The organism is Klebsiella sp. CD33 (assembly GCF_051992865.1).
In the GTDB taxonomy this organism is placed as follows: Bacteria; Pseudomonadota; Gammaproteobacteria; order Enterobacterales; family Enterobacteriaceae; genus Klebsiella; species Klebsiella pneumoniae.
The window spans coordinates 5,018,994-5,041,143 of the sequence record NZ_CP197023.1 but is presented as its reverse complement, the minus strand read 5'-3'; the positions used below and the strand labels follow the sequence as shown (position 1 = coordinate 5,041,143).

Here is a 22,150-nt window from a genome sequence, read left to right as displayed (position 1 = left end):
GAAGGATGGACATGACTGGGACCATTTCCGCGCCGTTGTACCTGTTAAGAGGGCTGCAGCTCATAGGCTGGCGCGATATGCAGCACGCTCTGGATTATTTGTTTGCCGACGGCGCGCTCCGCGAGGGGACGCTGGTGGCCATTAATGCTGAGAAAATGCTGGCCGTAGAGGATAACCCGGAGGTACGGGCGCTGATTGAGGCGGCGGAGTTTAAATATGCCGATGGCATCAGCGTGGTGCGTTCGCTGCGCAAAAAATACCCGCAGGCCCAGGTATCCCGCGTCGCCGGGGCCGATCTCTGGGAAGCGTTAATGCAGCGCGCCGGCGCTGAAGGGACACCGGTGTTTTTGGTTGGTGGTAAACCTGAGGTCCTGGCGCAGACAGAATCCAGGCTGCGTCAGCGCTGGCAGGTGAACATCGTCGGCAGCCAGGACGGTTATTTCACCCCTGAGCAACGCCAGGCATTGTTCGAACGCATTCGCGACAGCGGGGCGAAAATCGTCACCGTCGCGATGGGGTCGCCGCGCCAGGAGATCTTTATGCGCGACTGCCGGCGCCTGTATCCGCACGCGCTGTATATGGGCGTCGGCGGCACTTACGATGTTTTTACCGGGCACGTCCATCGGGCGCCGAAGTTCTGGCAGGATCTGGGGCTGGAGTGGTTCTATCGCCTGCTTTTGCAGCCGAGCCGCATCAAGAGACAGTTCCGTCTGCTGCGCTATTTACGTTGGCATTATTCCGGTAAGCTCTGATATTCCACTGTAACCAGGCGAGTTTGCATACATATTCTGTGTAATCTCTTCACTCGCCTGATACTTTATTTGCCATTTCCGCAAAATTAATTAACCATTCGCAGGCTTCATACGCGCCGGGGAGACCTGCGCGTCGGCAAGGCTATGGTTTCAGTTAATAACAATAACCGGGAGTACCCGGAATACGGCAAACACAAGAGGATATATGACTGAGAAAAAAGCGGAGCTCCAGCGTGGACTGGAGGCCCGGCATATTGAACTGATCGCCCTTGGCGGGACGATAGGCGTGGGGTTGTTTATGGGGGCGGCCAGTACCTTGAAATGGGCTGGGCCTTCCGTGCTGCTGGCGTATATTATCGCTGGCCTGTTCGTCTTTTTCATTATGCGCTCAATGGGCGAAATGCTGTTCCTTGAGCCTGTCACTGGCTCCTTCGCGGTGTATGCGCATCGCTATATGAGCCCCTTCTTCGGCTATCTGACCGCGTGGTCCTACTGGTTTATGTGGATGGCGGTGGGGATCTCGGAGATTACCGCCATCGGGGTCTATGTGCAGTTCTGGTTCCCGGAGATGGCGCAGTGGATCCCGGCGTTGATTGCCGTGGGGCTGGTGGCGTTGGCTAACCTCGCGGCGGTCCGGCTATACGGTGAAATCGAGTTCTGGTTCGCCATGATAAAAGTGACCACCATTATCGTGATGATCGTCGTCGGGCTGGGCGTCATTTTCTTCGGCTTTGGCAACGGCGGCCACTCCATCGGTTTTGGTAATCTCACCGAACATGGTGGTTTCTTTGCCGGCGGCTGGAAGGGCTTCCTGACGGCGCTGTGTATCGTGGTCGCGTCCTATCAGGGGGTGGAGCTCATCGGCATTACCGCAGGTGAAGCGAAAAACCCGCAGGTGACGCTGCGCAGCGCGGTGGGCAAAGTGCTGTGGCGGATCCTGATTTTCTACGTCGGCGCGATTTTCGTTATCGTCACTATCTTCCCGTGGGATCAAATCGGCTCCAATGGCAGCCCGTTCGTACTGACGTTTGCCAAAATCGGTATTACCGCGGCGGCGGGAATTATCAACTTCGTGGTGCTGACGGCAGCGCTTTCCGGCTGCAACAGCGGAATGTACAGCTGCGGACGTATGCTGTACGCCCTGGCGAAGAACCGTCAGCTGCCGGCGGCGATCGGTAAGGTATCGCGCAACGGCGTTCCGTCCGTCGGTGTGGCGCTGTCGATTCTGATCCTGCTGGTGGGCTCCTGCCTGAATTACATTATTCCTAATCCGCAGCGGGTGTTCGTCTATGTCTATAGCGCCAGCGTCCTGCCGGGGATGGTGCCCTGGTTTGTGATCCTGATTAGTCAGCTGCGTTTCCGTCGCGTGCATCAGGCGGCGATTGCCAGCCATCCGTTCCGTTCGCTGCTGTTTCCGTGGGCCAACTATTTCACGATGGCCTTCCTGATCTGCGTGCTGGTCGGGATGGGACTGAATGATGAAACCCGCATGTCGCTCTTCGTCGGCATTATTTTTCTGGCCGCCGTCACCCTGATTTATAAGGTGTTTGGCCTCGGAAGACAGGGGCAAGTCAATAATACGGCTGAATAACAGTCAAAACGAACAAAGCATGAGCAAACGATAATTTTCTTTAAAAAGGCACTAGACAGCGGGGTAGGAAGTCCGTATTATCCGACCCCGCAACGGCGCTAAGCGCCCGTAGCTCAGCTGGATAGAGCGCTGCCCTCCGGAGGCAGAGGTCTCAGGTTCGAATCCTGTCGGGCGCACCATTAACCCGGTGCTGGAGCTGCGGTGGTTTTAATACCGCGTAAAAGGTTTGCAGTGGTGGCTATAGCTCAGTTGGTAGAGCCCTGGATTGTGATTCCAGTTGTCGTGGGTTCGAATCCCATTAGCCACCCCATTATTTGATAGAGTTGTGAATTTGCGAAGGTGGCGGAATTGGTAGACGCGCTAGCTTCAGGTGTTAGTGTTCTTACGGACGTGGGGGTTCAAGTCCCCCCCCTCGCACCACGACTTTAACGAATTGAACTAAAAATTCAAAAAGCAGTATTTCGGCGAGTAGCGCAGCTTGGTAGCGCAACTGGTTTGGGACCAGTGGGTCGGAGGTTCGAATCCTCTCTCGCCGACCAATTTTGAACCCCGCTTCGGCGGGGTTTTTTGTTTTCTGCTACCGTCCGCCATCTCTTATTTCTCTGATCTTGCTGATAAAAAATCTTCTCTTTGCTTAAGAATACGCGTCAGGAAAACTCTCAATTCATCACTGTGGTAGATGCAATTTCCCCGGATCCTGTGCGATAATAACCGGGTAGATGCTCATTCCATCTCTTATGTTCGCCTTCGTGCCTCATAAACTCCGGAATGATGCAGAGCCGTTCTTACGGTGCTTATCGTCCACTGACAGATGTCGCATTTATGCCTCATCAAACACCATGGACATTACGTTGAGTGAAGCACCCAATTTGTTGTCAAACAGACCTGTTTTAACGCCTGCCCTGATTTCAGCGCAGGCGTTTTTTTCTTTCGGGGATCCGTCAATGTGAAGGCGGGGGAGAAGGGCTATCGCCCCGCAGGAGGCGATAGCCATGCCAGGTTATGGCTGAGGATTATTCTGCAGCGTCAGCAGCAGTCCATCTCGGCGCATAGCGGCGGCTTCTTCCGGCTGATGCAGGCGGTCCAGGACATCCGCCAGCCAGGCGTAATCAAAGGCATCCGGACGCTGCTTAAGCGCGGCGCGGAAGGCGATGCTGGCCTCCTGCCATTCGCCGTGCCGCATCAGCGACTGGCCCAGGGTGCTCCACAGCAGCGGACGGTCGCCAACGGCTTTGATCTGCTGGCGCAGCACTTTCTCAAGCTGTTCCGGGTTATTGGTCTTCAGACGCGGGATCGGCATCACCAGACGGTCATCATACTGTTTCTTCAGACCATCAATGATAATTTGCTGCGCGGTATCGTGATCGTCGCTCTCGATGAGGCGCTCGGCCATCGCCACCTGCAGCGGCACCAGCGCCCGCGTTTTACGGCTCTGGTTGCGCCACCATTCGCGTAGTCCTTCGCTGCCGCCATCGGCCAGCGCTTTATCCATCAGGCCAACCCAGGCCAGCTGTTCCAGCGCCGCGCGGTGCGCTTCATCGCCGACGTTAGCTTTCGCCATCGACGGAATGATGTCCAGCAGCGACTGCCAGGCGCCGGTGCGGGTGTATGCCTGTTCGGCGAGGCGCAGCACTTCCGGATGACGCGGGGTAATTTCCAGCAGCTTATCGATGCCATGGCGCGCGGCGTGATTTTCATTACGCGCCAGCTGCAGGCGAACGCGAGTGATTTCCACCGGGATCAGGTCATCGCCCGCCAGCTCGGTGGCGCGCTCCAGATGCTGGTTGGCCCGCGCTTCATCGCCGCGCTGCTGAGCCGCTTCCGCCGCCAGAAGATAGTTCACCACCGGCTGTTCGGCGTGATCGGCATTTTTCGCCATCAGCTTCTCAACCTGCTGGTAATCACCTTCCGCCAGCTTAAGCAGCGCCTGCTCGGTTTGCTTACGCGCGCGACGGCGTTTACGGCCGACAAACCAGCCGCGCGTATGCGCCCCGGTGCGGAAAATGCGGCGCAGCAGCCATTCAATGGCGAACAGCACCACCATGGCGAGGATCAGGATGATCACCAGCCCGGTCACGCTGGTCTCGATATTGTAATTATCGGTCTGGATCAGGACGTAGCCCTGATGCCCGGCGATCATCGGGCCAAGCACGATCCCGGCGATCAACAGTGCGAAGAGTAAAAGAATTTTCAGCATGCGTTACTCTCCTTGCGGCGCAGCGGGGGCGGCCGGCGCAGCAGGTGCGGGCGAAGGCGCGCCGCCCGCGGTAACGGCAGGCTGCGCCATCAGGTTGCGCACTCGGGTCTGCATCAGTTTTTCCAGCAACGCCTGGCTCTGCAGCGTTTCCGGCACCGTCATGGTAATGCTTTGCTGACTGAGCTTATCCACCTCGTCGAGGAAGGCTTTGGTGGTGGCGTCATCGGTATCATAATAGGCGCGTACCCAGGTCGAGACGTTATCCAGCGACTGTTTCCAGGTCTCTTCCTGATGGCGCGGAACTGCCTGCGCGGCGACCAGCAGGCGAGAGCGAATATTTTCCCGCAGATAGATATCCTGATTCGGCGCCAGCAGCGGGACCGCCGTTTCATCGCGGCGGCGCACGGTGATAAAGCTGTCCATAAAGTTCTGCCAGCTTTTCTGCAGGTTGACGCGCCATTCGCTGATAGAGCTGGAAAGCTCATCGCTATCAGCGTCCATCGGCGAATCGTCATCGTTATTATCGGCCAGCCGCAGGTTATCGATTTGGTTCGCCAGCTGATTAACCTTGAGGATCATGCCGTCATAGTCCACCTGGCTTACCGCGGAGAGGGTGGCGATGTCGTCGGTGATCGCCCGGCGGGCGCCGATGAGGCTTGGGTCGTTCATGTCGGCGAGGCTGGCGTCAGCGCTTTTCAGCAGCGCGGCGGCGGTGGTGACATCCTGATCGCTCCACAGCTTACGTCCCGCCAGCTTGACGAGGAAGTCGGCCTGGGCCAGCAGCCAGGTTTTGGCATCGCTACCGGAAATCACCGCCACTTTTTGCTGCAGCTCATCCAACTGTTTGGCCAGCGTCTCCTGCTGATGTTTGGCTTCGTTTAGCTGGTCGGCCTGCTGTTTGATAACACCTTCCAGTTCACTTTTTTGATTTTCCTGCGCTTTTTGCAGCGCCGCGACCTGGCTTGCTAATTCAGAGGTAGTTGCGTTTTGCCGCGTGGCCTGTTGTTTGTTCAGGCCATACAGGCCGATGCCGGCGGCTATCGCAATGGCGATAGCGATCGCGCTGAGCGCCAGGCTGGTTTTATTGCCTGCCTTCTTCTTCTCAGTATTCTCTGGCTGTGGTGTGGTCTCCACGGCCTCCCTGGTCTCTTCAACCACGGCGGATTGATTTTGTTGTTCCGTCATTATGGCTTCCAATGTTGAGAGTTATTGTAATGCGCGTAGCAGCGCATCGTTGTCGGCGCTATCGGCAACCTGAATCTCCTGCCAGCCCAGTTCCCGGGCCTGAAGGGCCAGACGTTCGCTGACAACGACAACGCGGCAGTGCAGGAGCCACTGTTCGCGATACCATTGCGGTATTAACGACCATAGCTGCTGCAGCATCTCGCCGCTGGTGACCACCAGCGTGGTGACTCCGCGAGATTGCCAGCGCATCGCTTCTTCTGCGCCATCGTAATGTTTTGCACTACGTTGATAACATTCACAAAATGTGACCCTGGCGCCGCGCTCGGTCAGCGTCGCGCCTAAGAGTTCCCGCCCGCCATTGCCGCGTAGGATCAGCGCATTTTTCCCGGCAATGTTTTGTAATTCAGGTAATTGTAGCAAGACTTCGCTAATTTCCCGATCTAACGGGTAATGGATATGCTGCCCACTGACCGTATGCAGGGCCAGCGCCGTCGTGCGGCCAATGGCAAAATAGCGCGGAGAAGTGGGCCAGGGCAGGCCCTGCTGCTGCAGACGGGCATGGGCGAATTCCACCGCATGCTGGGATAGCGCAAATAGCAGATCGTCGGGCCCCAGTCGGGCAAGCGCATCGCCCAGCGCGGGAAGCTCCCTGCCAGGCGTAAATTCTATCAGCGGAAAGCTCCAGGCCACGCGTCCCATGGCCCGCAGACGGCTGACCAGCGCTTCTCCTTGCGGTAGTGGACGAGTGACCAGTATGCTCATCGCGGGGCTTCTCCATCATAAACCGCCGCGAGAATCTCGCGGGCGCCATTATCCAGAAGCTCTTCCGCCAGCGAGATGCCGAGGGCTTCCGCTTGTTCCGCTGGCCCGCGTCGTTCGCCGCGCACCAGCTGTGAACCATCCGGAGCGCCAACCAGCGCCCGCAGCCACAGTTCCCCGTCCTTCAGTTCCGCATAGCTGCCGATCGGCACCTGGCAGCCGCCTTCGAGGCGGGTGTTCATCGCCCGCTCGGCGCGCACGCGCACCGCCGTTTCCGTATGGTTGAGAGGCGCTAACAGCCCCCGGGTCCATGCATCATCAAGACGGCATTCGATGCCGACCGCGCCCTGGCCGACCGCCGGCAGAGATTGCTCAGGCGACAGCGGCTGGCGAATACGCGCTTCCAGCTGCAGGCGCTTCAGGCCGGCGGCGGCGAGGATGATGGCGTCGTACTCGCCGTTATCCAGCTTACTCAGCCGGGTACCGACGTTACCGCGCAGAGAGCGGATCGCCAGGTCCGGACGGGTGGCGGCCAGCTGGCACTGACGGCGTAAACTTGACGTGCCAACGACGCTGCCGGCCGGCAGTTCGTCAATCGAGGCATAGCGATTGGAGACAAACGCGTCGCGCGGATCGTCGCGCTCGCAGATAGTCACCAGCCCCAGGCCCTCCGGGAATTCCACCGGCACATCTTTCATCGAATGGACGGCGATATCGGCGCGCCCTTCGAGCATGGCGAGCTCTAACTCTTTCACAAATAAGCCTTTGCCCCCCACCTTTGCCAGCGGAGTATCAAGGATGACATCCCCGCGCGTGACCATCGGCACCAGCTCGACCTTCAGTCCGGGATGCGCTTGTTCCAGGCGCGCTTTAACATACTGCGCCTGCCATAGCGCAAGCGGGCTTTGCCGTGTGGCAATTTTCAAAACTTTGTCTAACATGCTTGTTACCGTCATTATCGACCACTATCCATCCTAACATTGTTGTCTTACGGATGTTAGTTTTCACGGTTTATGTGGGAGGTGGCTCCGGCCCACTCTTTTTTAACCTTTCATGCGCGTGGCGGTTGCCGGAGGCGTAGTGAGGAATTTACAGGTAATAAACGGTGCTACACTTGTATGTAGCGCATCTTTCTTTACGGTCAATGAGCAAGGTGTTAAATTGATCACGTTTTAAACCATTTGTCAGTCCGCTGCTCATCACAACCACACCGACGACGAATGGTGACGGTTTTTGTTGAAATACTGAAATCCTCCGTACTATTGTACCTCGGGTTTTTGAACATCAGGCGATATGTCTTGTACCTCTATATTGAGACACTGAAACAGAGACTGGATGCCATCAACCAATTGCGCGTGGATCGCGCGCTTGCTGCCATGGGACCCGCTTTCCAGCAGGTTTACAGTCTACTGCCAACGTTATTACATTATCATCACCCGCTGATGCCGGGTTACCTTGACGGTAACGTTCCCCGTGGCATTTGCCTCTACACGCCTGATGAAACCCAACGCCACTATCTTGAAGAACTGGAACTGCATCGCGGTATGCAGACTCAGGAGCCGCCGAAAGGCGAGCTGCCGATCACCGGCGTCTACTCGATGGGCAGTACTTCCTCCGTCGGCCAGAGCTGCTCTTCCGATCTTGATATCTGGGTATGTCACCAGGCCTGGCTGGATAGCGAAGAGCGCCAGCTGCTGCAGCGAAAATGCAGCCTGCTTGAGAGCTGGGCTGCCTCGCTCGGCGTGGAAGTCAGCTTCTTCCTGATCGACGAAAACCGTTTCCGTCATAACGAAAGCGGTAGCCTCGGCGGCGAAGACTGCGGTTCGACCCAGCATATCCTGTTGCTTGATGAGTTCTACCGCACCGCGGTACGCCTCGCCGGCAAGCGTATTCTGTGGAATATGGTGCCGTGCGATGAAGAAGAGCATTACGATGATTACGTGATGGGACTGTATGCCCAGGGCGTGCTGACGCCTAACGAATGGCTCGATCTTGGCGGCCTCAGTTCGCTGTCGGCGGAAGAGTACTTCGGCGCCAGCCTGTGGCAGCTGTATAAAAGTATCGACTCCCCCTATAAAGCGGTGCTGAAAACGCTGCTGCTGGAAGCCTACTCCTGGGAATACCCCAATAACCGCCTGTTAGCGAAAGATATCAAACAGCGTTTGCACGACGGGGAGATTGTCTCCTTCGGCCTCGACCCGTACTGCATGATGCTGGAGCGCGTGACCACCTATCTGCAGGCCATCGAAGATGAAACCCGCCTCGACCTGGTGCGCCGCTGCTTCTACCTGAAAGTTTGTGAAAAACTCAGCCGCGAACGCGCCTGCGTCGGCTGGCGTCGCGAAGTCGTCAGCCAGTTGGTGAATGCCTGGGGCTGGGACGAAAAGCGTCTGATGATGCTCGACAACCGCGCCAACTGGAAAATCGATGAAGTGCGCAAGGCGCACAACGAACTGCTTGACGCCATGATGCAGAGCTATCGTAATCTGATCCGCTTCGCGCGGCGCAATAACCTTAGCGTCTCCGCCAGCCCGCAGGATATTGGCGTGCTGACCCGTAAGCTGTATGCGGCCTTTGAAGCGCTGCCGGGGAAAGTGACGCTGGTAAACCCGCAAATTTCGCCGGATCTGTCGGAACCGAACCTGACCTTTATCCACGTGCCGCCGGGCCGCGCCAACCGTACCGGTTGGTATCTGTACAACCGCGCGCCGGACATGGAATCGATCATCAGCCATCAGCCGCTGGAATATAACCGTTATCTTAATAAGCTGGTGGCCTGGGCCTGGTTTAACGGCCTGCTGACCTCACGCACCCGCCTGTTTATTAAGGGCAACGGCATCGTCGATCTGGCGAAGCTGCAGGAGATGGTGGCCGACGTGTCGCACCACTTCCCGCTGCGCCTGCCGGCGCCGACGCCAAAGGCGCTGTACAGCCCGTGCGAAATCCGCCACCTGGCGATTATCGTCAACCTCGAATATGACCCAACCGCGGCCTTCCGCAACCAGGTGGTGCACTTCGATTTCCGTAAGCTGGATGTTTTCAGCTTCGGCGAAGAGCAAAAATGCCTGATCGGCAGCGTCGACCTGCTGTATCGCAACTCGTGGAACGAAGTGCGTACGCTGCACTTTAACGGCGAACAGGCGATGATCGAGGCGCTGAAAACGATCCTCGGCAAAATGCACCAGGACGCCGCGCCGCCGGACAGCGTGGAGGTGTTCTGCTATAGTCAGCACCTGCGCGGCCTGATCCGCACCCGCGTACAGCAGATGATCTCCGAATGTATCGAACTGCGTCTCTCCAGTACCCGGCAGGATACCGGGCGCTTCAAAGCGCTGCGCGTCTCCGGCCAGACGTGGGGGCTGTTCTTCGAGCGGCTTAACGTTTCGGTGCAGAAGCTGGAAAACGCCATTGAGTTCTACGGCGCTATCTCGCACAACAAGCTGCACGGGCTGTCGGTGCAGGTGGAAACCAATCACGTTAAGCTGCCGGCGGTGGTTGATGGCTTCGCCAGCGAAGGGATTATTCAGTTCTTCTTTGAAGACGCGGATAATAACGACAGCGGCTTTAACATCTATATTCTTGATGAGAGCAACCGCGCCGAGGTCTATCATCACTGCGAGGGCAGTAAAGAGGAGCTGGTGCGCGACGTCAGCCGCTTCTATTCGTCATCGCACGATCGTTTCACCTACGGCTCCAGCTTCATCAACTTCAACCTGCCGCAGTTCTATCAGATTGTCGAGGTAGACGGGCGCACCCAGGTGATCCCTTTCCGCACCCAGGCGATTGCCGCCGCGATACCCACCAGCCAGGACGTTACCGCCTCGCCGGTGCTGCAGCAGCGCTACTCGTAGATTTGGCCCGGATAAGGCGCGATGCGCCGCTATCCGGGAAACACGTCATTAACGGAATTTCACCGTCTCACCGGCCTGCTGGCTCGCCGCCTGCTCCAGCAGATCCCAGAAGGTTTCGCCGCTGCGATCGCAGATCCACTCGTCGCCTTTGAGATCGAAGTGATAGCCGCCCTGTTTGGTGGCCAGCCACACCTGGTGCAGCGGCTCCTGACGGTTAATAATGATTTTGCTGCCGTTTTCAAAGCTGATGGTCAGCACGCCGCCGTTGATTTCGCAGTCGATGTCGCTATCGCCGTCCCAGTCGTCCAGACGTTCTTCGATGGTCATCCACAGGCTATCGGCCAGGCGATGGAATTCACTGTCGTTCATAATTTGATTCTGCTTTTTTGATTTTTGAAGATGGGTCGCAGTATAGCGCGAAACAAAAGCGCGCGCAGTCGGATGCTAAAGGCTTGCTTTTACGTCTTCTCCTGCGATGATAGAAAGCAGAAAGAATGAATCACGGGCAACTATCAATGAAAAACGTTTTTCCTACGCTTGCCGTTTTGTTTGCGATCTTCAGCCTGACCGGCTGTGGTCTGAAAGGGCCTCTCTATTTCCCACCGGCGGACAAAACCGCGCCGCCGCCGACCAAACCGGTTAACCCTGGCATTCAGAGCGCAACGCCGGATCGTAACGATCGTGGCGATACCGGTGGTCCGAGCCAGGTCAATTACTAACGATAACGTTCTGTTCCGCGCAACTGGAGTAGATGATGCAGTTCTCTAAAATGCATGGCCTTGGCAACGATTTTATGGTCGTTGACGCGGTAACGCAGAATGTTTTTTTCTCGCCGGAGCTGATTCGCCGCCTGGCGGATCGCCACCTTGGCGTCGGGTTCGATCAGCTATTGGTCGTCGAACCGCCCTACGATCCGGATCTGGATTTCCACTACCGGATCTTTAACGCCGACGGCAGCGAAGTGTCGCAGTGCGGCAACGGCGCGCGCTGTTTTGCCCGCTTCGTCCGGCTGAAAGGCCTGACCAATAAACGTGATATCCGCGTGAGTACGGCCAACGGGCGTATGGTATTAAGCGTAACGGAAGACGATCTGGTGCGGGTGAACATGGGCGAGCCCAACTTCGAGCCGTCCCAGGTGCCGTTCCGCGCCAACAAAGCGGAAAAGACCTATATCATGCGTGCCGCCGAGCAGACAGTATTGTGCGGCGTGGTGTCCATGGGAAATCCGCACTGCGTCATCCAGGTTGATGATGTGGATACGGCGGCGGTGGAAACTCTCGGCCCGGTGATGGAAAGCCATGAGCGTTTTCCGGAGCGCGCCAATATCGGCTTTATGCAGGTGGTCGGTCGGTCTCATATCCGTCTGCGCGTCTACGAACGCGGCGCGGGGGAAACCCAGGCCTGCGGCAGCGGCGCTTGCGCCGCGGTGGCGGTGGGGATCCAGCAGGGGCTGCTGGCGGAAACGGTACGCGTGGAATTACCCGGCGGTCGTCTTGATATCGCCTGGAAAGGCCCGGGCCAGCCGCTGTTTATGACCGGCCCGGCGGCCCATGTCTATGATGGATTTATTCATTTATGAAACCAATCGGGGAAGAACAGCAGGAGGTTGCCAGCGCGTTGAACGATCGCGCAGTGGTGGACTATCTGTTGCAACATCCTGAATTTTTTATTCGTAATGCCGCCCAGGTCGAACATCTCCGCGTCCCGCATCCGGTACGCGGTACGATTTCGCTGGTGGAGTGGCACATGATGCGGGCGCGTAACCATATTCATGTGCTGGAAGAGAATATGTCGCTGCTGATGGAGCAGGCGGTCGCTAATGAAAGCCTGTTCCAGCGTCTGCTGCAGCTGCAAACGCGGCTGGCGGCGGCGGAGAGCCTCGACGATATGCTCAACCGCCTTCACCGCTGGGCACGCGAGCTGGGGCTGGCGGGCGCCACGGTGCGCCTGTTTCCTGACTGCTGGCGCCTCGGCGCGCCCTCGAAGTTTACCCATCTGGCATTAAACCGGCAGGCGTTTGAGCCGATCCGTATTCAACGTCTGGGCCAGGCGCGCCACTATCTTGGACCGCTGAACGGCCCGGAGCTGCTGGTGGTGCTGCCGGAGGCGAAGGCCATTGGGTCTGTGGCGATATCGCTGCTGGGGGGCGATAATGCCCCGGGGGTGATGCTCTTCAGCAGCCGCGATGCGCAGCATTATCAGCCAGGGCAGGGGACGCAGCTGTTGCAGGAGATTGCCCAGATGCTGCCCGGCCTGCTGGAGCGCTGGATTCAACGCGCATGACCGATTCTCCTCTCTTCTCCGCCGTCGCCCGCTTTCTTCGCCATCTTGGCGTTGAACGCCAGCTCAGCCCGATCACGTTACTGAATTACCAGCGACAGCTGGACGCGCTGATCGCCCTGGCGGATGAGGCGGGCCTGAAAAGCTGGTCGCAGTGCGATGCCGCTCAGGTGCGAAGCTTTGCGGTGCGTAGTCGCCGCGCGGGGTTAGGCCCGGCAAGCCTGGCGCTTCGCCTGTCGGCGCTGCGCAGTTTCTTCGACTGGCTGGTCGGCCAGGGCGAGCTCAGCGCCAATCCGGCGAAGGGGATTGCCGCGCCGAAAATTCCCCGCCACCTGCCAAAAAATATTGACGTCGATGACGTCAATCGACTGCTGGATATCGATCTCAACGATCCGCTGGCGGTGCGCGATCGGGCGATGCTGGAGGTGATGTACGGCGCGGGATTGCGTTTGTCCGAACTGGTCAACCTGGATATCAAACACCTCGATCTCGAAAGCGGTGAGGTCTGGGTGATGGGCAAAGGCAGTAAGGAGCGTCGTTTGCCGATCGGTCGCAACGCGGTGGCATGGATTGAGCACTGGCTGGATTTGCGCGGCCTGTTCGGTACCGACGACGACGCGCTGTTTTTGTCGAAGCTGGGCAAACGTATTTCGGCGCGCAACGTACAGAAGCGATTCGCCGAGTGGGGCATTAAGCAGGGGCTGAACAGCCATGTGCACCCGCACAAGCTGCGCCACTCCTTTGCCACCCATATGCTGGAGTCGAGCGGCGATCTGCGCGGCGTGCAGGAGCTGCTGGGGCATGCTAACCTCTCCACCACCCAAATCTATACCCATCTTGATTTTCAACACCTTGCCTCGGTGTACGATGCCGCGCATCCGCGCGCTAAACGGGGGAAATAATGCGTTTTTACCGACCTCTGGGCCAGATTTCCGCGCTGACGTTTGACCTGGACGATACCCTTTACGATAACCGCCCGGTGATTGACCGGACGATGCACGAGTCGCTGGCCTTTGTGCGCAGCTACCATCCTTCGCTCAGCCAGTTCGACGCCCATGAGCTTAATCAGCTGCGTCAGACGCTGCTGGCTGCTGAACCTGAGATTTATCATGACGTGACCGTCTGGCGCCACCGTGCGCTGGAGTTAGGTATGCGTAATGCCGGGCTCTCCGCCGAAGCGGCGAAAGCGGGGGCCGATGCGGCGATGGAACACTTCGCTCACTGGCGCAGCCGCGTCGATGTTCCGCAGGAGACCCACGATACGCTGGCGAAGCTGGCGGAGAAGTGGCCGCTGGTGGCCATTACCAATGGCAACGCCCGCCCGGAACTGTTCGGTCTGAGCGACTATTTCCGCTTCGTGCTGCGCGCCGGACCGGATGGCCGCTCCAAGCCGTTTGCCGACATGTACCACCTTGCGGCGGAGCGTCTGAATGTGCCGCTCGGGCAGATTCTGCACGTCGGCGATGATCTGACTACCGACGTGGCCGGCGCTATTCGCTGTGGGATGCAGGCCTGCTGGATCAAACCGCAAGGCGCGGACCTGATGCACACCGCGGACAGCCGCCTGCTGCCGCATATTGAAATTTCACGGTTGGCATCTCTGACCTCGCTGATATAATCACCAGTCACTCTGTATATATTAACAGGGGTTCGTGGAACCCCTTCTCTTCCGGCGGTGCCAATGGACGTTTCTTACCTGCTCGACAGCCTTAATGACAAACAGCGTGAAGCCGTAGCGGCCTCGCGCACCAATATGCTGGTTCTGGCAGGGGCGGGCAGTGGTAAGACGCGCGTTCTGGTGCACCGTATCGCCTGGCTGCTGAGCGTGGAGAACTGTTCCCCGTATTCCATTATGGCGGTGACCTTTACCAACAAAGCGGCGGCGGAGATGCGTCACCGTATCGGCCAGCTGATGGGCACCACCCAGGGCGGCATGTGGGTGGGCACCTTCCACGGCCTGGCGCACCGTTTGCTGCGCGCGCACCATCTGGATGCCAACCTGCCGCAGGACTTCCAAATCCTCGACAGCGAAGACCAGCTGCGTCTGCTGAAGCGTCTGATTAAGGCGATGAACCTCGATGAGAAACAGTGGCCGCCGCGCCAGGCGATGTGGTACATCAACAGCCAGAAAGATGAAGGGCTGCGCCCGCATCATATTCAGAGCTACGGCAATCCGGTCGAGCAGACCTGGCAGAAGGTCTATCAGGCCTATCAGGAAGCCTGCGACCGCGCCGGGCTGGTGGACTTCGCCGAGCTGCTGCTGCGCGCCCACGAGCTGTGGCTGAACAAACCGCATATCCTGCAGCACTACCGCGAGCGCTTCACCAATATTCTCGTCGATGAATTCCAGGATACCAACAACATTCAGTACGCCTGGATCCGCCTGCTGGCGGGCGATACCGGCAAGGTGATGATCGTCGGCGATGACGATCAGTCTATCTATGGCTGGCGCGGCGCGCAGGTCGAGAACATTCAGCGCTTCCTTAACGACTTCCCCGGCGCGGAAACCATCCGCCTGGAGCAGAACTATCGCTCGACCAGCAATATTCTCAGCGCTGCCAACGCCCTGATTGAAAACAACAACGGTCGGCTGGGCAAAAAGCTGTGGACCGACGGCGCCGACGGCGAGCCGATTTCGCTGTACTGCGCCTTCAACGATCTCGACGAAGCGCGCTTTGTGGTGAACCGAATTAAAACCTGGCAGGAGAACGGCGGTGCGCTGGAGCAATGCGCCATTCTCTATCGCAGTAACGCCCAGTCGCGCGTGCTGGAAGAGGCCCTCCTGCAGGCCAGCATGCCGTACCGTATCTACGGCGGCATGCGCTTCTTCGAGCGTCAGGAAATCAAAGACGCGCTCTCTTACCTGCGCCTTATCGCCAACCGCAACGACGACGCGGCGTTCGAGCGAGTGGTTAATACGCCGACCCGCGGCATTGGCGACCGCACGCTGGACGTGGTGCGCCAGACGTCGCGCGATCGCCAGCTGACGCTGTGGCAGGCCAGTCGCGAGCTATTGAAAGAAAAAGCGCTGGCCGGTCGCGCCGCCAGCGCCCTGCAGCGCTTTATGGAACTGATTGACGCGCTGGCGCAGGAGACCACCGATATGCCGCTGCACGTTCAGACCGATCGGGTGATTAAAGACTCCGGCCTGCGCGCGATGTACGAGCAGGAGAAAGGCGAGAAGGGCCAGACCCGTATTGAAAACTTAGAGGAGCTGGTGACGGCGACGCGCCAGTTCAGCTACAACGAAGAAGATGAAGATCTGATGCCGCTGCAGGCGTTCCTCTCCCACGCCGCGCTGGAAGCGGGCGAGGGGCAGGCGGACACCTGGCAGGACGCGGTTCAGCTGATGACCCTGCACTCGGCGAAAGGGCTGGAGTTCCCGCAGGTGTTCATCGTCGGCGTCGAAGAAGGGATGTTCCCGAGCCAGATGGCCCTAGATGAAGGCGGCCGCCTGGAGGAGGAGCGTCGCCTGGCCTACGTCGGCGTAACGCGCGCCATGCAGAAGCTGACGCTGACCTATGCGGAAACCCGCCGTCTGTACGGGAAAGAGGTTTATCACCGCCCGTCGCGCTTTATCGGCGAGCTGCCGCAGGAGTGCGTAGAAGAAGTGCGTCTGCGAGCCACGGTGAGCCGCCCGGTAAACCATCAGCGACTGGGCGCGCCGATTGCCGAGAGCGATACCGGCTACAAGTTAGGCCAGCGCGTACGGCATCCGAAGTTTGGCGAAGGCACTATTGTCAACCTCGAAGGCAGCGGCGAGCACAGCCGACTGCAGGTGGCTTTTCAGGGCCAGGGAATCAAATGGCTGGTGGCGGCTTACGCCCGGCTGGAGGCAGTGTAACTTTAAGAAAAATATCATTATTTTGTAATATTCTGCTACCTTTATACGTTAAGGCGCCTGATTTGCGCTTTCGCGTTCCGTTGCGTGTTGACGCCGATTTTGCGCTGGCGTAACATGCGCGCACGATTACGCTAAGAGGACATTCGCCTTGGACACACCCAGTAGATGCTGGCTCAACTTCCTGTCATTCAGGAACAACTCCTAAGGCTATCCTCTTATGCTGATAGCCTTAGCGGTTGTCAGCGACCTGCCCCATTCCCGTCGCGCTGAGTCAGGCTTAATGGTCTGAAACCCAATTTGTTTCTGTGTGCCCACCGAACTGTCCGATAATTTTTTTGCATTGGGAGTCCCGGTCATGCTGAGCGCATTTCAACTGGAAAACAATCGTTTAACGCGCCTGGAAGCCGATGAGATCAAACACCTCGCCAGCTCGGTGTGGGTCGATCTGGTCGAGCCTGACGACGATGAGCGAAGCCGCGTGCAGACGGAACTGGGTCAAAACCTGGCGACGCGCCCGGAACTGGAAGATATCGAAGCCTCCGCGCGTTTCTTTGAAGATGAAGACGGGTTACACATCCACTCGTTCTTCTTTTTTGAAGATGCCGACGATCACGCCGGCAACTCTACCGTGGCGTTTACCATCCGCGAAGGCCGCCTGTTCACACTGCGCGAGCGCGAACTACCCGCTTTCCGCCTCTACCGTATGCGCGTGCGTAACCAGACGCTGGTCGACGGCAACGCCTACGAACTGCTGCTCGACCTGTTCGAGACCAAAATCGAGCAGCTGGCGGATGAAATTGAAAACATCTACAGCGACCTGGAAAAGCTGAGCCGCGTCATTATGGAAGGCCATCAGGGCGACGAGTACGACGAAGCGCTGTCGACGCTGGCGGAACTGGAAGATATCGGCTGGAAGGTGCGCCTCTGTCTGATGGATACCCAGCGCGCGCTGAACTTCCTCGTGCGCAAGGCGCGCCTGCCGGCGGGCCAGCTGGAGCAGGCGCGGGAGATCCTGCGCGATATCGAATCTCTGCTGCCGCACAACGAATCGCTGTTCCAGAAGGTGAACTTCCTGATGCAGGCGGCGATGGGTTTTATCAATATCGAGCAGAACCGCATTATCAAGATCTTCTCGGTGGTCTCGGTGGTATTCCTGCCGCCAACTCTGGTGGCCTCCAGCTACGGGATGAACTTTGAATTTATGCCGGAGCTGCATTGGAGCTTTGGTTATCCGGGAGCCATCGTGTTTATGATGTTGGCCGGCCTGGCGCCATATCTCTACTTCAAGCGTAAAAACTGGCTGTAAAAAAAGGGAGCGTCGGCTCCCTTCTTTACTGGCTGATGCAGGCTTAGCCTCTGCGCAACCGGCGTTGGGTATACAGCGCATCGACGATAAACACCGCCAGCGCGACCCAGATAAAGCCAAAGGTCACCATTTTATCCTTGCCCGGCACTTCGCCGTAGAACGTCACCGCCAGCAGGAACATCAGCGTTGGGCCGATGTACTGGAAAAAGCCCAGCGTGGAGAGCCGCAGACGCGTTGCCGCCCCGGTAAAGCACAGCAAAGGGATGGTGGTCACCACGCCCGCGGCCATCAGCAGCAGATTGAGCGACCAGGGGTTCTCGCCCATATGGCTGGTCGGGCTGTCGGTGATGCCGAACAACCAGATTGCCGCCACCGGCAGCAGCCACAGCGTTTCCACCAGCATGCCGGTTTGCGCATCGACAGCAATTTTCTTTCGCACCAGGCCGTAAAAGGCAAAACTGAAAGCCAGCCCAAGACCGATTATCGGCAGCGAACCAAAGGTCCACAGCTGGACCAGCACGCCGCAAAAGGCGAGGATCACCGCCAGCCACTGCAGACGACGAAAGCGTTCGCCGAGGAAAATCATCCCCAACAAAATATTCACCAGCGGGTTGATAAAGTAGCCGAGGCTGGCTTCCAGCATATGGTGGTTATTCACCGCCCAGATGAACAACAGCCAGTTACCGCCGACCAGCACTGCCGAGAGCGCCAGCAGGAAGATCTTGCGCGGCGTTTTCAGCAGCTTTTTCACCTGTGGCCACTGGCGGCTGACGCTGATGAGCGCCACCATGAAGAAGAAAGACCAGATCACGCGATGGGTTAGAATTTCATCGGCGGGAACATAGTAGATAAGTTTGAAGTACGCTGGCGCGATACCCCAGATAAAGTAGGCGGCGAGGGCCAGAATGATCCCCAACCGCGTCTGTTTCGCATCCATCGGTAAAATCCATTGCCAAAGAGAGTGATGTTACTCGATTTTGGCCAATCAACCCACCATATAGGTGGCCGTTGCGCTGGCAATATAGACCTGAGCTTCGTTATGCAGTTCCACGCGGGCAACCGCCACTTTATTGCCGGCGCGCAGCAGGGTGCTGGTGGCGGTAAAACGTTCGCCGCGGCCCGGACGCAGGTAGTCCACGCGCAGGTCGATGGTTCCCATACGGGAAAGCCGTTGGCGCAACTCTTCTTCGTTGATGGTGTCATGGCGGGTAAGGGTACTGCCGACGCAGACCAGGCCAGCGGCAACGTCCAGCGCGGAGGCGATCACCCCGCCATGCAGAATGCTTTGCGCCCAGTTGCCGACCATCATCGGCTGATTATTAAAGCTAAGCTGGGCAAACGCTTTTTCGTAGCGTTCCAGTTCGAGACCGAGGGCGCGGTTAAACGGCATGTGATAGACGAAAATCTCCCCTACCAGTTTCAGGGCTGCTTCGGCAGTAAGTTCAGACATAACACCGGTTCCATTCGTTAATAAAATGTTGATTTTATGCTTCTAAAATATTGATTTCCACTTTCGGAGCGGATTAGGGGGCAGGTGATTAATAAACAGGTAGAATGGCTTCAGGTTAAACAAAAATAAAAACTATTTTTCAGGAGACCAGCATGCGTATCTCTTTGGCCTGCCTGGTGGCGCTGTGCGCGCTACCGGCCGGTGTTATGGCGCAGGACGCGTCGGTACACGACAAACCGGCAGTGCGCGGCAGCATTATCGCCAACCTGCTCCAGGACCATGATAATCCTTTCCTGCTCTACCCTTATGAGAGCAACTATCTGCTCTATACGTGGACCAGCGACCTCAATAAAGAGGCGATCCGCAGCTATGACTGGGCCGAAAATGCCCGTAAAGATGAAGTGAAGTTTCAGCTAAGCCTGGCGTTCCCGCTGTGGCGCGGTATCCTGGGCGATAATTCGCTGCTGGGCGCGTCCTATACCCAGAAATCCTGGTGGCAGCTCTCTAACAGCAAAGAGTCGGCGCCGTTTCGCGAAACCAATTATGAACCCCAGCTGTTTTTGGGCTTTGCGACCGACTACCAGTTTGCCGGCTGGACGCTGCGCGATATCGAGATGGGGTATAACCACGACTCGAATGGGCGTTCCGACCCCACCTCGCGCAGCTGGAATCGGCTTTATGCCCGCCTGATGGCGCAAAACGGTAACTGGCTGGTGGAAGTGAAGCCATGGTATGTGGTGGGCAACACCGATGATAACCCGGATATCACCAAATATATGGGCTATTACCGGCTGAAGGTGGGCTACCAGCTGGGAGAGGCGATCCTCAGTGCGCAGGGGCAATACAACTGGAACACCGGCTACGGCGGGGCGGAACTTGGCGTGAGCTATCCCATTACCAAACATGTTCGCGCCTATACGCAGATCTACAGCGGCTATGGCGAGTCGCTTATCGACTATAACTTTAACCAAACGCGCGTCGGCGTCGGGCTAATGCTCAACGATCTGTTTTAATCGTTGCACTCTGGCTCGCAGGCGCTGAAAATAGCGCCTGTTTTCTTTTCAGGCAAATGGGGTCAACGTGGCACAGGCGGAAGTATTAAATCAGGAATCGCTGGCTAAGCAGGTTTTACAAGAGACCTTCGGCTACCAGCAGTTCCGTCCTGGCCAGGAAACGATTATCGAGACGGCGCTCGAAGGCCGGGACTGCCTGGTGGTCATGCCGACCGGTGGCGGCAAGTCGCTGTGCTATCAGGTGCCGGCGCTGGTCATGGGCGGTCTGACGGTCGTGGTCTCACCGCTGATCTCGCTGATGAAGGACCAGGTCGATCAGCTGCTGGCCAACGGCGTGGCGGCGGCTTGTCTGAACTCGACGCAAAGCCGTGAGCAGCAGCAGGAGGTGATGGCCGGCTGCCGCAGCGGGCAGGTTCGTCTGCTGTATATCGCGCCGGAACGGCTGATGCTGGATAACTTTCTTGAGCATCTGGCGAACTGGAACCTGGCGATGCTGGCGGTAGACGAGGCGCACTGTATCTCGCAATGGGGCCATGACTTCCGTCCGGAATATGCCGCGCTGGGCCAGCTGCGTCAGCGGATGCCGCAGATCCCGTTTATGGCGTTGACCGCCACCGCCGATGATACCACCCGCCGCGATATCGTCCGCCTGCTGGGGCTTAACGATCCGCTGATTCAGGTCAGCAGCTTCGACCGTCCAAACATCCGCTATATGCTGATGGAGAAATTCAAGCCGCTCGATCAGCTGATGCGCTACGTTCAGGATCAGCGCGGCAAATCGGGCATTATCTACTGCAACAGCCGTTCGAAAGTGGAAGACACCGCCGCCAGGCTGCAAAGCCGCGGTATTAGCGCGGCGGCTTACCATGCCGGTCTGGAAAACGACGTGCGCGCCGAGGTGCAGGAGAAATTCCAGCGCGACGATCTGCAGATCGTGGTGGCGACGGTGGCCTTCGGGATGGGCATTAACAAGCCGAACGTCCGCTTTGTGGTGCATTTTGATATTCCGCGCAATATAGAATCCTACTATCAGGAGACCGGCCGCGCCGGGCGTGATGGTCTGCCGGCGGAAGCGATGCTGTTTTACGATCCGGCGGATATGGCGTGGCTGCGCCGCTGTCTGGAAGAAAAACCCGCCGGGCCGCTACAGGATATCGAACGGCATAAGCTGAATGCGATGGGGGCGTTTGCCGAAGCGCAGACCTGTCGCCGTCTGGTGCTGCTGAACTATTTTGGCGAAGGGCATCAGGAGCCGTGCGGCAACTGCGATATCTGTCTTGACCCGCCAAAGCAGTACGATGGCTTAATGGACGCCCGCAAGGCGCTTTCAACGATTTACCGGGTCAATCAACGCTTCGGAATGGGTTACGTGGTGGAGGTCCTGCGCGGGGCCAACAACCAGCGCATCCGAGAGATGGGCCACGATAAGCTGCCGGTTTACGGTATCGGCCGGGAGCAAAGTCACGAGCACTGGGTGAGCGTGATCCGCCAGCTGATCCACCTTGGGCTGGTGACGCAGAATATCGCCCAGCACTCCGCGCTGCAGCTGACCGAAGCCGCGCGACCGGTGCTGCGTGGCGAAGTGCCGCTGCAGCTCGCCGTGCCGCGTATCGTGGCGCTGAAGCCAAAGGCGATGCAGAAATCCTTTGGCGGCAATTACGACCGTAAACTGTTCGCCAAGCTGCGCAAATTACGTAAAGCGATCGCCGACGAAGAGAACATCCCGCCATATGTGGTCTTTAACGACGCGACGCTTATCGAGATGGCCGAACAATCGCCGCTGACCGCCGGCGAAATGCTCAGCGTCAACGGCGTGGGGACACGCAAGCTCGAGCGTTTCGGGAAGCCGTTTATGGCGCTGATCCGGGCGCATGTTGATGGCGACGATGAGTAGTCAGCTGGCTGAAAAAGTGCCAGAATAG

The 22,150-nt window shown here is 58.0% G+C and carries 20 protein-coding genes and 4 tRNA genes; 17 read left to right on the top strand and 7 right to left on the bottom strand.

The window, feature by feature from the left end; translation table 11 throughout:
* The first annotated feature begins 11 nt into the window (after positions 1-11).
* From wecG to ACR809_RS24625, 6 genes are all read left to right on the top strand, one after another.
* Positions 12-752, top strand: coding sequence for a lipopolysaccharide N-acetylmannosaminouronosyltransferase (gene wecG, locus ACR809_RS24650; RefSeq protein WP_004181648.1), 741 nt, complete (start codon positions 12-14; stop codon positions 750-752).
* A 205-nt stretch (positions 753-957) separates the two neighbouring features.
* Entirely contained in the window at positions 958-2,343 is a 1,386-nt protein-coding gene (thrP, locus tag ACR809_RS24645; RefSeq protein ID WP_002883322.1) for a bifunctional threonine/serine APC transporter ThrP, read from the top strand.
* Positions 2,344-2,445: 102 nt separating this feature from the next.
* Positions 2,446-2,522, top strand: a tRNA-Arg gene (locus ACR809_RS24640).
* A 55-nt stretch (positions 2,523-2,577) separates the two neighbouring features.
* Positions 2,578-2,653, top strand: a tRNA-His gene (locus ACR809_RS24635).
* Between the two features lie 23 nt (positions 2,654-2,676).
* Positions 2,677-2,763 (top strand) — tRNA-Leu (locus ACR809_RS24630).
* 42 nt (positions 2,764-2,805) lie between these two features.
* Positions 2,806-2,882: transfer RNA gene (locus ACR809_RS24625), tRNA-Pro, on the top strand.
* A gap of 461 nt (positions 2,883-3,343) precedes the next feature.
* Here the strand turns inward: ACR809_RS24625 and hemY are convergent.
* The 4 genes from hemY to hemC are packed head-to-tail and all read right to left on the bottom strand — an operon-like array spanning position 3,344 to position 7,425.
* Entirely contained in the window at positions 3,344-4,540 is a 1,197-nt protein-coding gene (gene hemY, locus ACR809_RS24620) for a protoheme IX biogenesis protein HemY (RefSeq protein WP_004152054.1), read from the bottom strand.
* Positions 4,541-4,543: 3 nt separating this feature from the next.
* Positions 4,544-5,725, bottom strand: coding sequence for a uroporphyrinogen-III C-methyltransferase (gene hemX, locus ACR809_RS24615; protein ID WP_004150429.1), 1,182 nt, complete (start codon positions 5,723-5,725; stop codon positions 4,544-4,546).
* Positions 5,726-5,746: 21 nt separating this feature from the next.
* Positions 5,747-6,487: a uroporphyrinogen-III synthase gene (gene hemD, locus ACR809_RS24610; protein ID WP_002883380.1), complete on the bottom strand. Its 741-nt coding sequence runs from the start codon at positions 6,485-6,487 to the stop codon at positions 5,747-5,749.
* Entirely contained in the window at positions 6,484-7,425 is a 942-nt protein-coding gene (hemC, locus tag ACR809_RS24605) for a hydroxymethylbilane synthase (RefSeq protein ID WP_002883381.1), read from the bottom strand. Before hemC ends, hemD begins: the two co-directional genes overlap by 4 nt.
* Positions 7,426-7,782: 357 nt before the next feature.
* Here hemC and cyaA point away from each other — a divergent pair, with 357 nt between their 5' ends.
* Entirely contained in the window at positions 7,783-10,335 is a 2,553-nt protein-coding gene (cyaA, locus tag ACR809_RS24600; RefSeq protein ID WP_002883383.1) for a class I adenylate cyclase, read from the top strand.
* Positions 10,336-10,383: 48 nt separating this feature from the next.
* Here cyaA and cyaY read toward each other — a convergent pair whose 3' ends face one another.
* On the bottom strand, positions 10,384-10,704 hold the full coding sequence (gene cyaY / locus ACR809_RS24595) for an iron donor protein CyaY (RefSeq protein WP_002883389.1): 321 nt from the start codon (positions 10,702-10,704) through the stop codon (positions 10,384-10,386).
* Between the two features lie 146 nt (positions 10,705-10,850).
* Between cyaY and lptM the strand changes: the two genes are divergently transcribed.
* The 8 genes from lptM (at position 10,851) to corA (ending at position 17,765) form a co-directional block, all read left to right on the top strand.
* Positions 10,851-11,054: an LPS translocon maturation chaperone LptM gene (gene lptM, locus ACR809_RS24590; protein ID WP_002883392.1), complete on the top strand. Its 204-nt coding sequence runs from the start codon at positions 10,851-10,853 to the stop codon at positions 11,052-11,054.
* Between the two features lie 35 nt (positions 11,055-11,089).
* Entirely contained in the window at positions 11,090-11,914 is an 825-nt protein-coding gene (gene dapF / locus ACR809_RS24585; RefSeq protein ID WP_002883394.1) for a diaminopimelate epimerase, read from the top strand.
* Entirely contained in the window at positions 11,911-12,618 is a 708-nt protein-coding gene (locus ACR809_RS24580) for a DUF484 domain-containing protein (RefSeq protein WP_122051622.1), read from the top strand. The genes dapF and ACR809_RS24580 overlap by 4 nt, the downstream gene beginning before the upstream one ends.
* Entirely contained in the window at positions 12,615-13,517 is a 903-nt protein-coding gene (gene xerC / locus ACR809_RS24575) for a tyrosine recombinase XerC (protein ID WP_002883396.1), read from the top strand. The genes ACR809_RS24580 and xerC overlap by 4 nt, the downstream gene beginning before the upstream one ends.
* A complete protein-coding gene (yigB, locus tag ACR809_RS24570; protein WP_004146477.1) occupies positions 13,517-14,233 on the top strand; it encodes a 5-amino-6-(5-phospho-D-ribitylamino)uracil phosphatase YigB in 717 nt (238 codons plus the stop codon). The genes xerC and yigB overlap by 1 nt, the downstream gene beginning before the upstream one ends.
* A gap of 63 nt (positions 14,234-14,296) precedes the next feature.
* Entirely contained in the window at positions 14,297-16,459 is a 2,163-nt protein-coding gene (gene uvrD, locus ACR809_RS24565; RefSeq protein WP_002883398.1) for a DNA helicase II, read from the top strand.
* A 148-nt stretch (positions 16,460-16,607) separates the two neighbouring features.
* Positions 16,608-16,664 (top strand): YsgD/CorL family protein, encoded by a 57-nt coding sequence (gene ysgD / locus ACR809_RS24560; RefSeq protein ID WP_349815745.1) that lies wholly within the window; start codon positions 16,608-16,610, stop codon positions 16,662-16,664.
* A 150-nt stretch (positions 16,665-16,814) separates the two neighbouring features.
* Positions 16,815-17,765: a magnesium/cobalt transporter CorA gene (gene corA, locus ACR809_RS24555; protein ID WP_002883400.1), complete on the top strand. Its 951-nt coding sequence runs from the start codon at positions 16,815-16,817 to the stop codon at positions 17,763-17,765.
* A gap of 43 nt (positions 17,766-17,808) precedes the next feature.
* Here corA and rarD read toward each other — a convergent pair whose 3' ends face one another.
* Positions 17,809-18,702, bottom strand: a complete 894-nt coding sequence (gene rarD / locus ACR809_RS24550) for an EamA family transporter RarD (protein ID WP_002883402.1) — start codon at positions 18,700-18,702, stop codon at positions 17,809-17,811.
* Between the two features lie 48 nt (positions 18,703-18,750).
* Entirely contained in the window at positions 18,751-19,215 is a 465-nt protein-coding gene (yigI, locus tag ACR809_RS24545) for an acyl-CoA thioesterase YigI (protein ID WP_002883404.1), read from the bottom strand.
* 152 nt (positions 19,216-19,367) lie between these two features.
* Between yigI and pldA the strand changes: the two genes are divergently transcribed.
* A complete protein-coding gene (gene pldA, locus ACR809_RS24540) occupies positions 19,368-20,228 on the top strand; it encodes a phospholipase A (protein ID WP_002883408.1) in 861 nt (286 codons plus the stop codon).
* Between the two features lie 67 nt (positions 20,229-20,295).
* Positions 20,296-22,122, top strand: coding sequence for an ATP-dependent DNA helicase RecQ (gene recQ, locus ACR809_RS24535; RefSeq protein WP_122051621.1), 1,827 nt, complete (start codon positions 20,296-20,298; stop codon positions 22,120-22,122).
* Positions 22,123-22,150 lie beyond the last annotated feature (28 nt).

Excerpts from the sequence above, each read along its gene's own strand:
- yigB (WP_004146477.1), top strand. The coding sequence starts at position 13,517 with ATGCGTTTTTACCGACCTCTGGGCCAGATTTCCGCGCTGACGTTTGAC.
- hemC (WP_002883381.1), bottom strand. The coding sequence starts at position 7,425 with ATGTTAGACAAAGTTTTGAAAATTGCCACACGGCAAAGCCCGCTTGCG.
- uvrD (WP_002883398.1), top strand. The coding sequence starts at position 14,297 with ATGGACGTTTCTTACCTGCTCGACAGCCTTAATGACAAACAGCGTGAA.
- wecG (WP_004181648.1), top strand. The coding sequence starts at position 12 with ATGACTGGGACCATTTCCGCGCCGTTGTACCTGTTAAGAGGGCTGCAG.
- yigI (WP_002883404.1), bottom strand. The coding sequence starts at position 19,215 with ATGTCTGAACTTACTGCCGAAGCAGCCCTGAAACTGGTAGGGGAGATT.
- lptM (WP_002883392.1), top strand. The coding sequence starts at position 10,851 with ATGAAAAACGTTTTTCCTACGCTTGCCGTTTTGTTTGCGATCTTCAGC.
- hemY (WP_004152054.1), bottom strand. The coding sequence starts at position 4,540 with ATGCTGAAAATTCTTTTACTCTTCGCACTGTTGATCGCCGGGATCGTG.
- hemX (WP_004150429.1), bottom strand. The coding sequence starts at position 5,725 with ATGACGGAACAACAAAATCAATCCGCCGTGGTTGAAGAGACCAGGGAG.
- ACR809_RS24580 (WP_122051622.1), top strand. The coding sequence starts at position 11,911 with ATGAAACCAATCGGGGAAGAACAGCAGGAGGTTGCCAGCGCGTTGAAC.
- thrP (WP_002883322.1), top strand. The coding sequence starts at position 958 with ATGACTGAGAAAAAAGCGGAGCTCCAGCGTGGACTGGAGGCCCGGCAT.
- hemD (WP_002883380.1), bottom strand. The coding sequence starts at position 6,487 with ATGAGCATACTGGTCACTCGTCCACTACCGCAAGGAGAAGCGCTGGTC.
- xerC (WP_002883396.1), top strand. The coding sequence starts at position 12,615 with ATGACCGATTCTCCTCTCTTCTCCGCCGTCGCCCGCTTTCTTCGCCAT.
- pldA (WP_002883408.1), top strand. The coding sequence starts at position 19,368 with ATGCGTATCTCTTTGGCCTGCCTGGTGGCGCTGTGCGCGCTACCGGCC.
- corA (WP_002883400.1), top strand. The coding sequence starts at position 16,815 with ATGCTGAGCGCATTTCAACTGGAAAACAATCGTTTAACGCGCCTGGAA.
- dapF (WP_002883394.1), top strand. The coding sequence starts at position 11,090 with ATGCAGTTCTCTAAAATGCATGGCCTTGGCAACGATTTTATGGTCGTT.
- cyaY (WP_002883389.1), bottom strand. The coding sequence starts at position 10,704 with ATGAACGACAGTGAATTCCATCGCCTGGCCGATAGCCTGTGGATGACC.
- rarD (WP_002883402.1), bottom strand. The coding sequence starts at position 18,702 with ATGGATGCGAAACAGACGCGGTTGGGGATCATTCTGGCCCTCGCCGCC.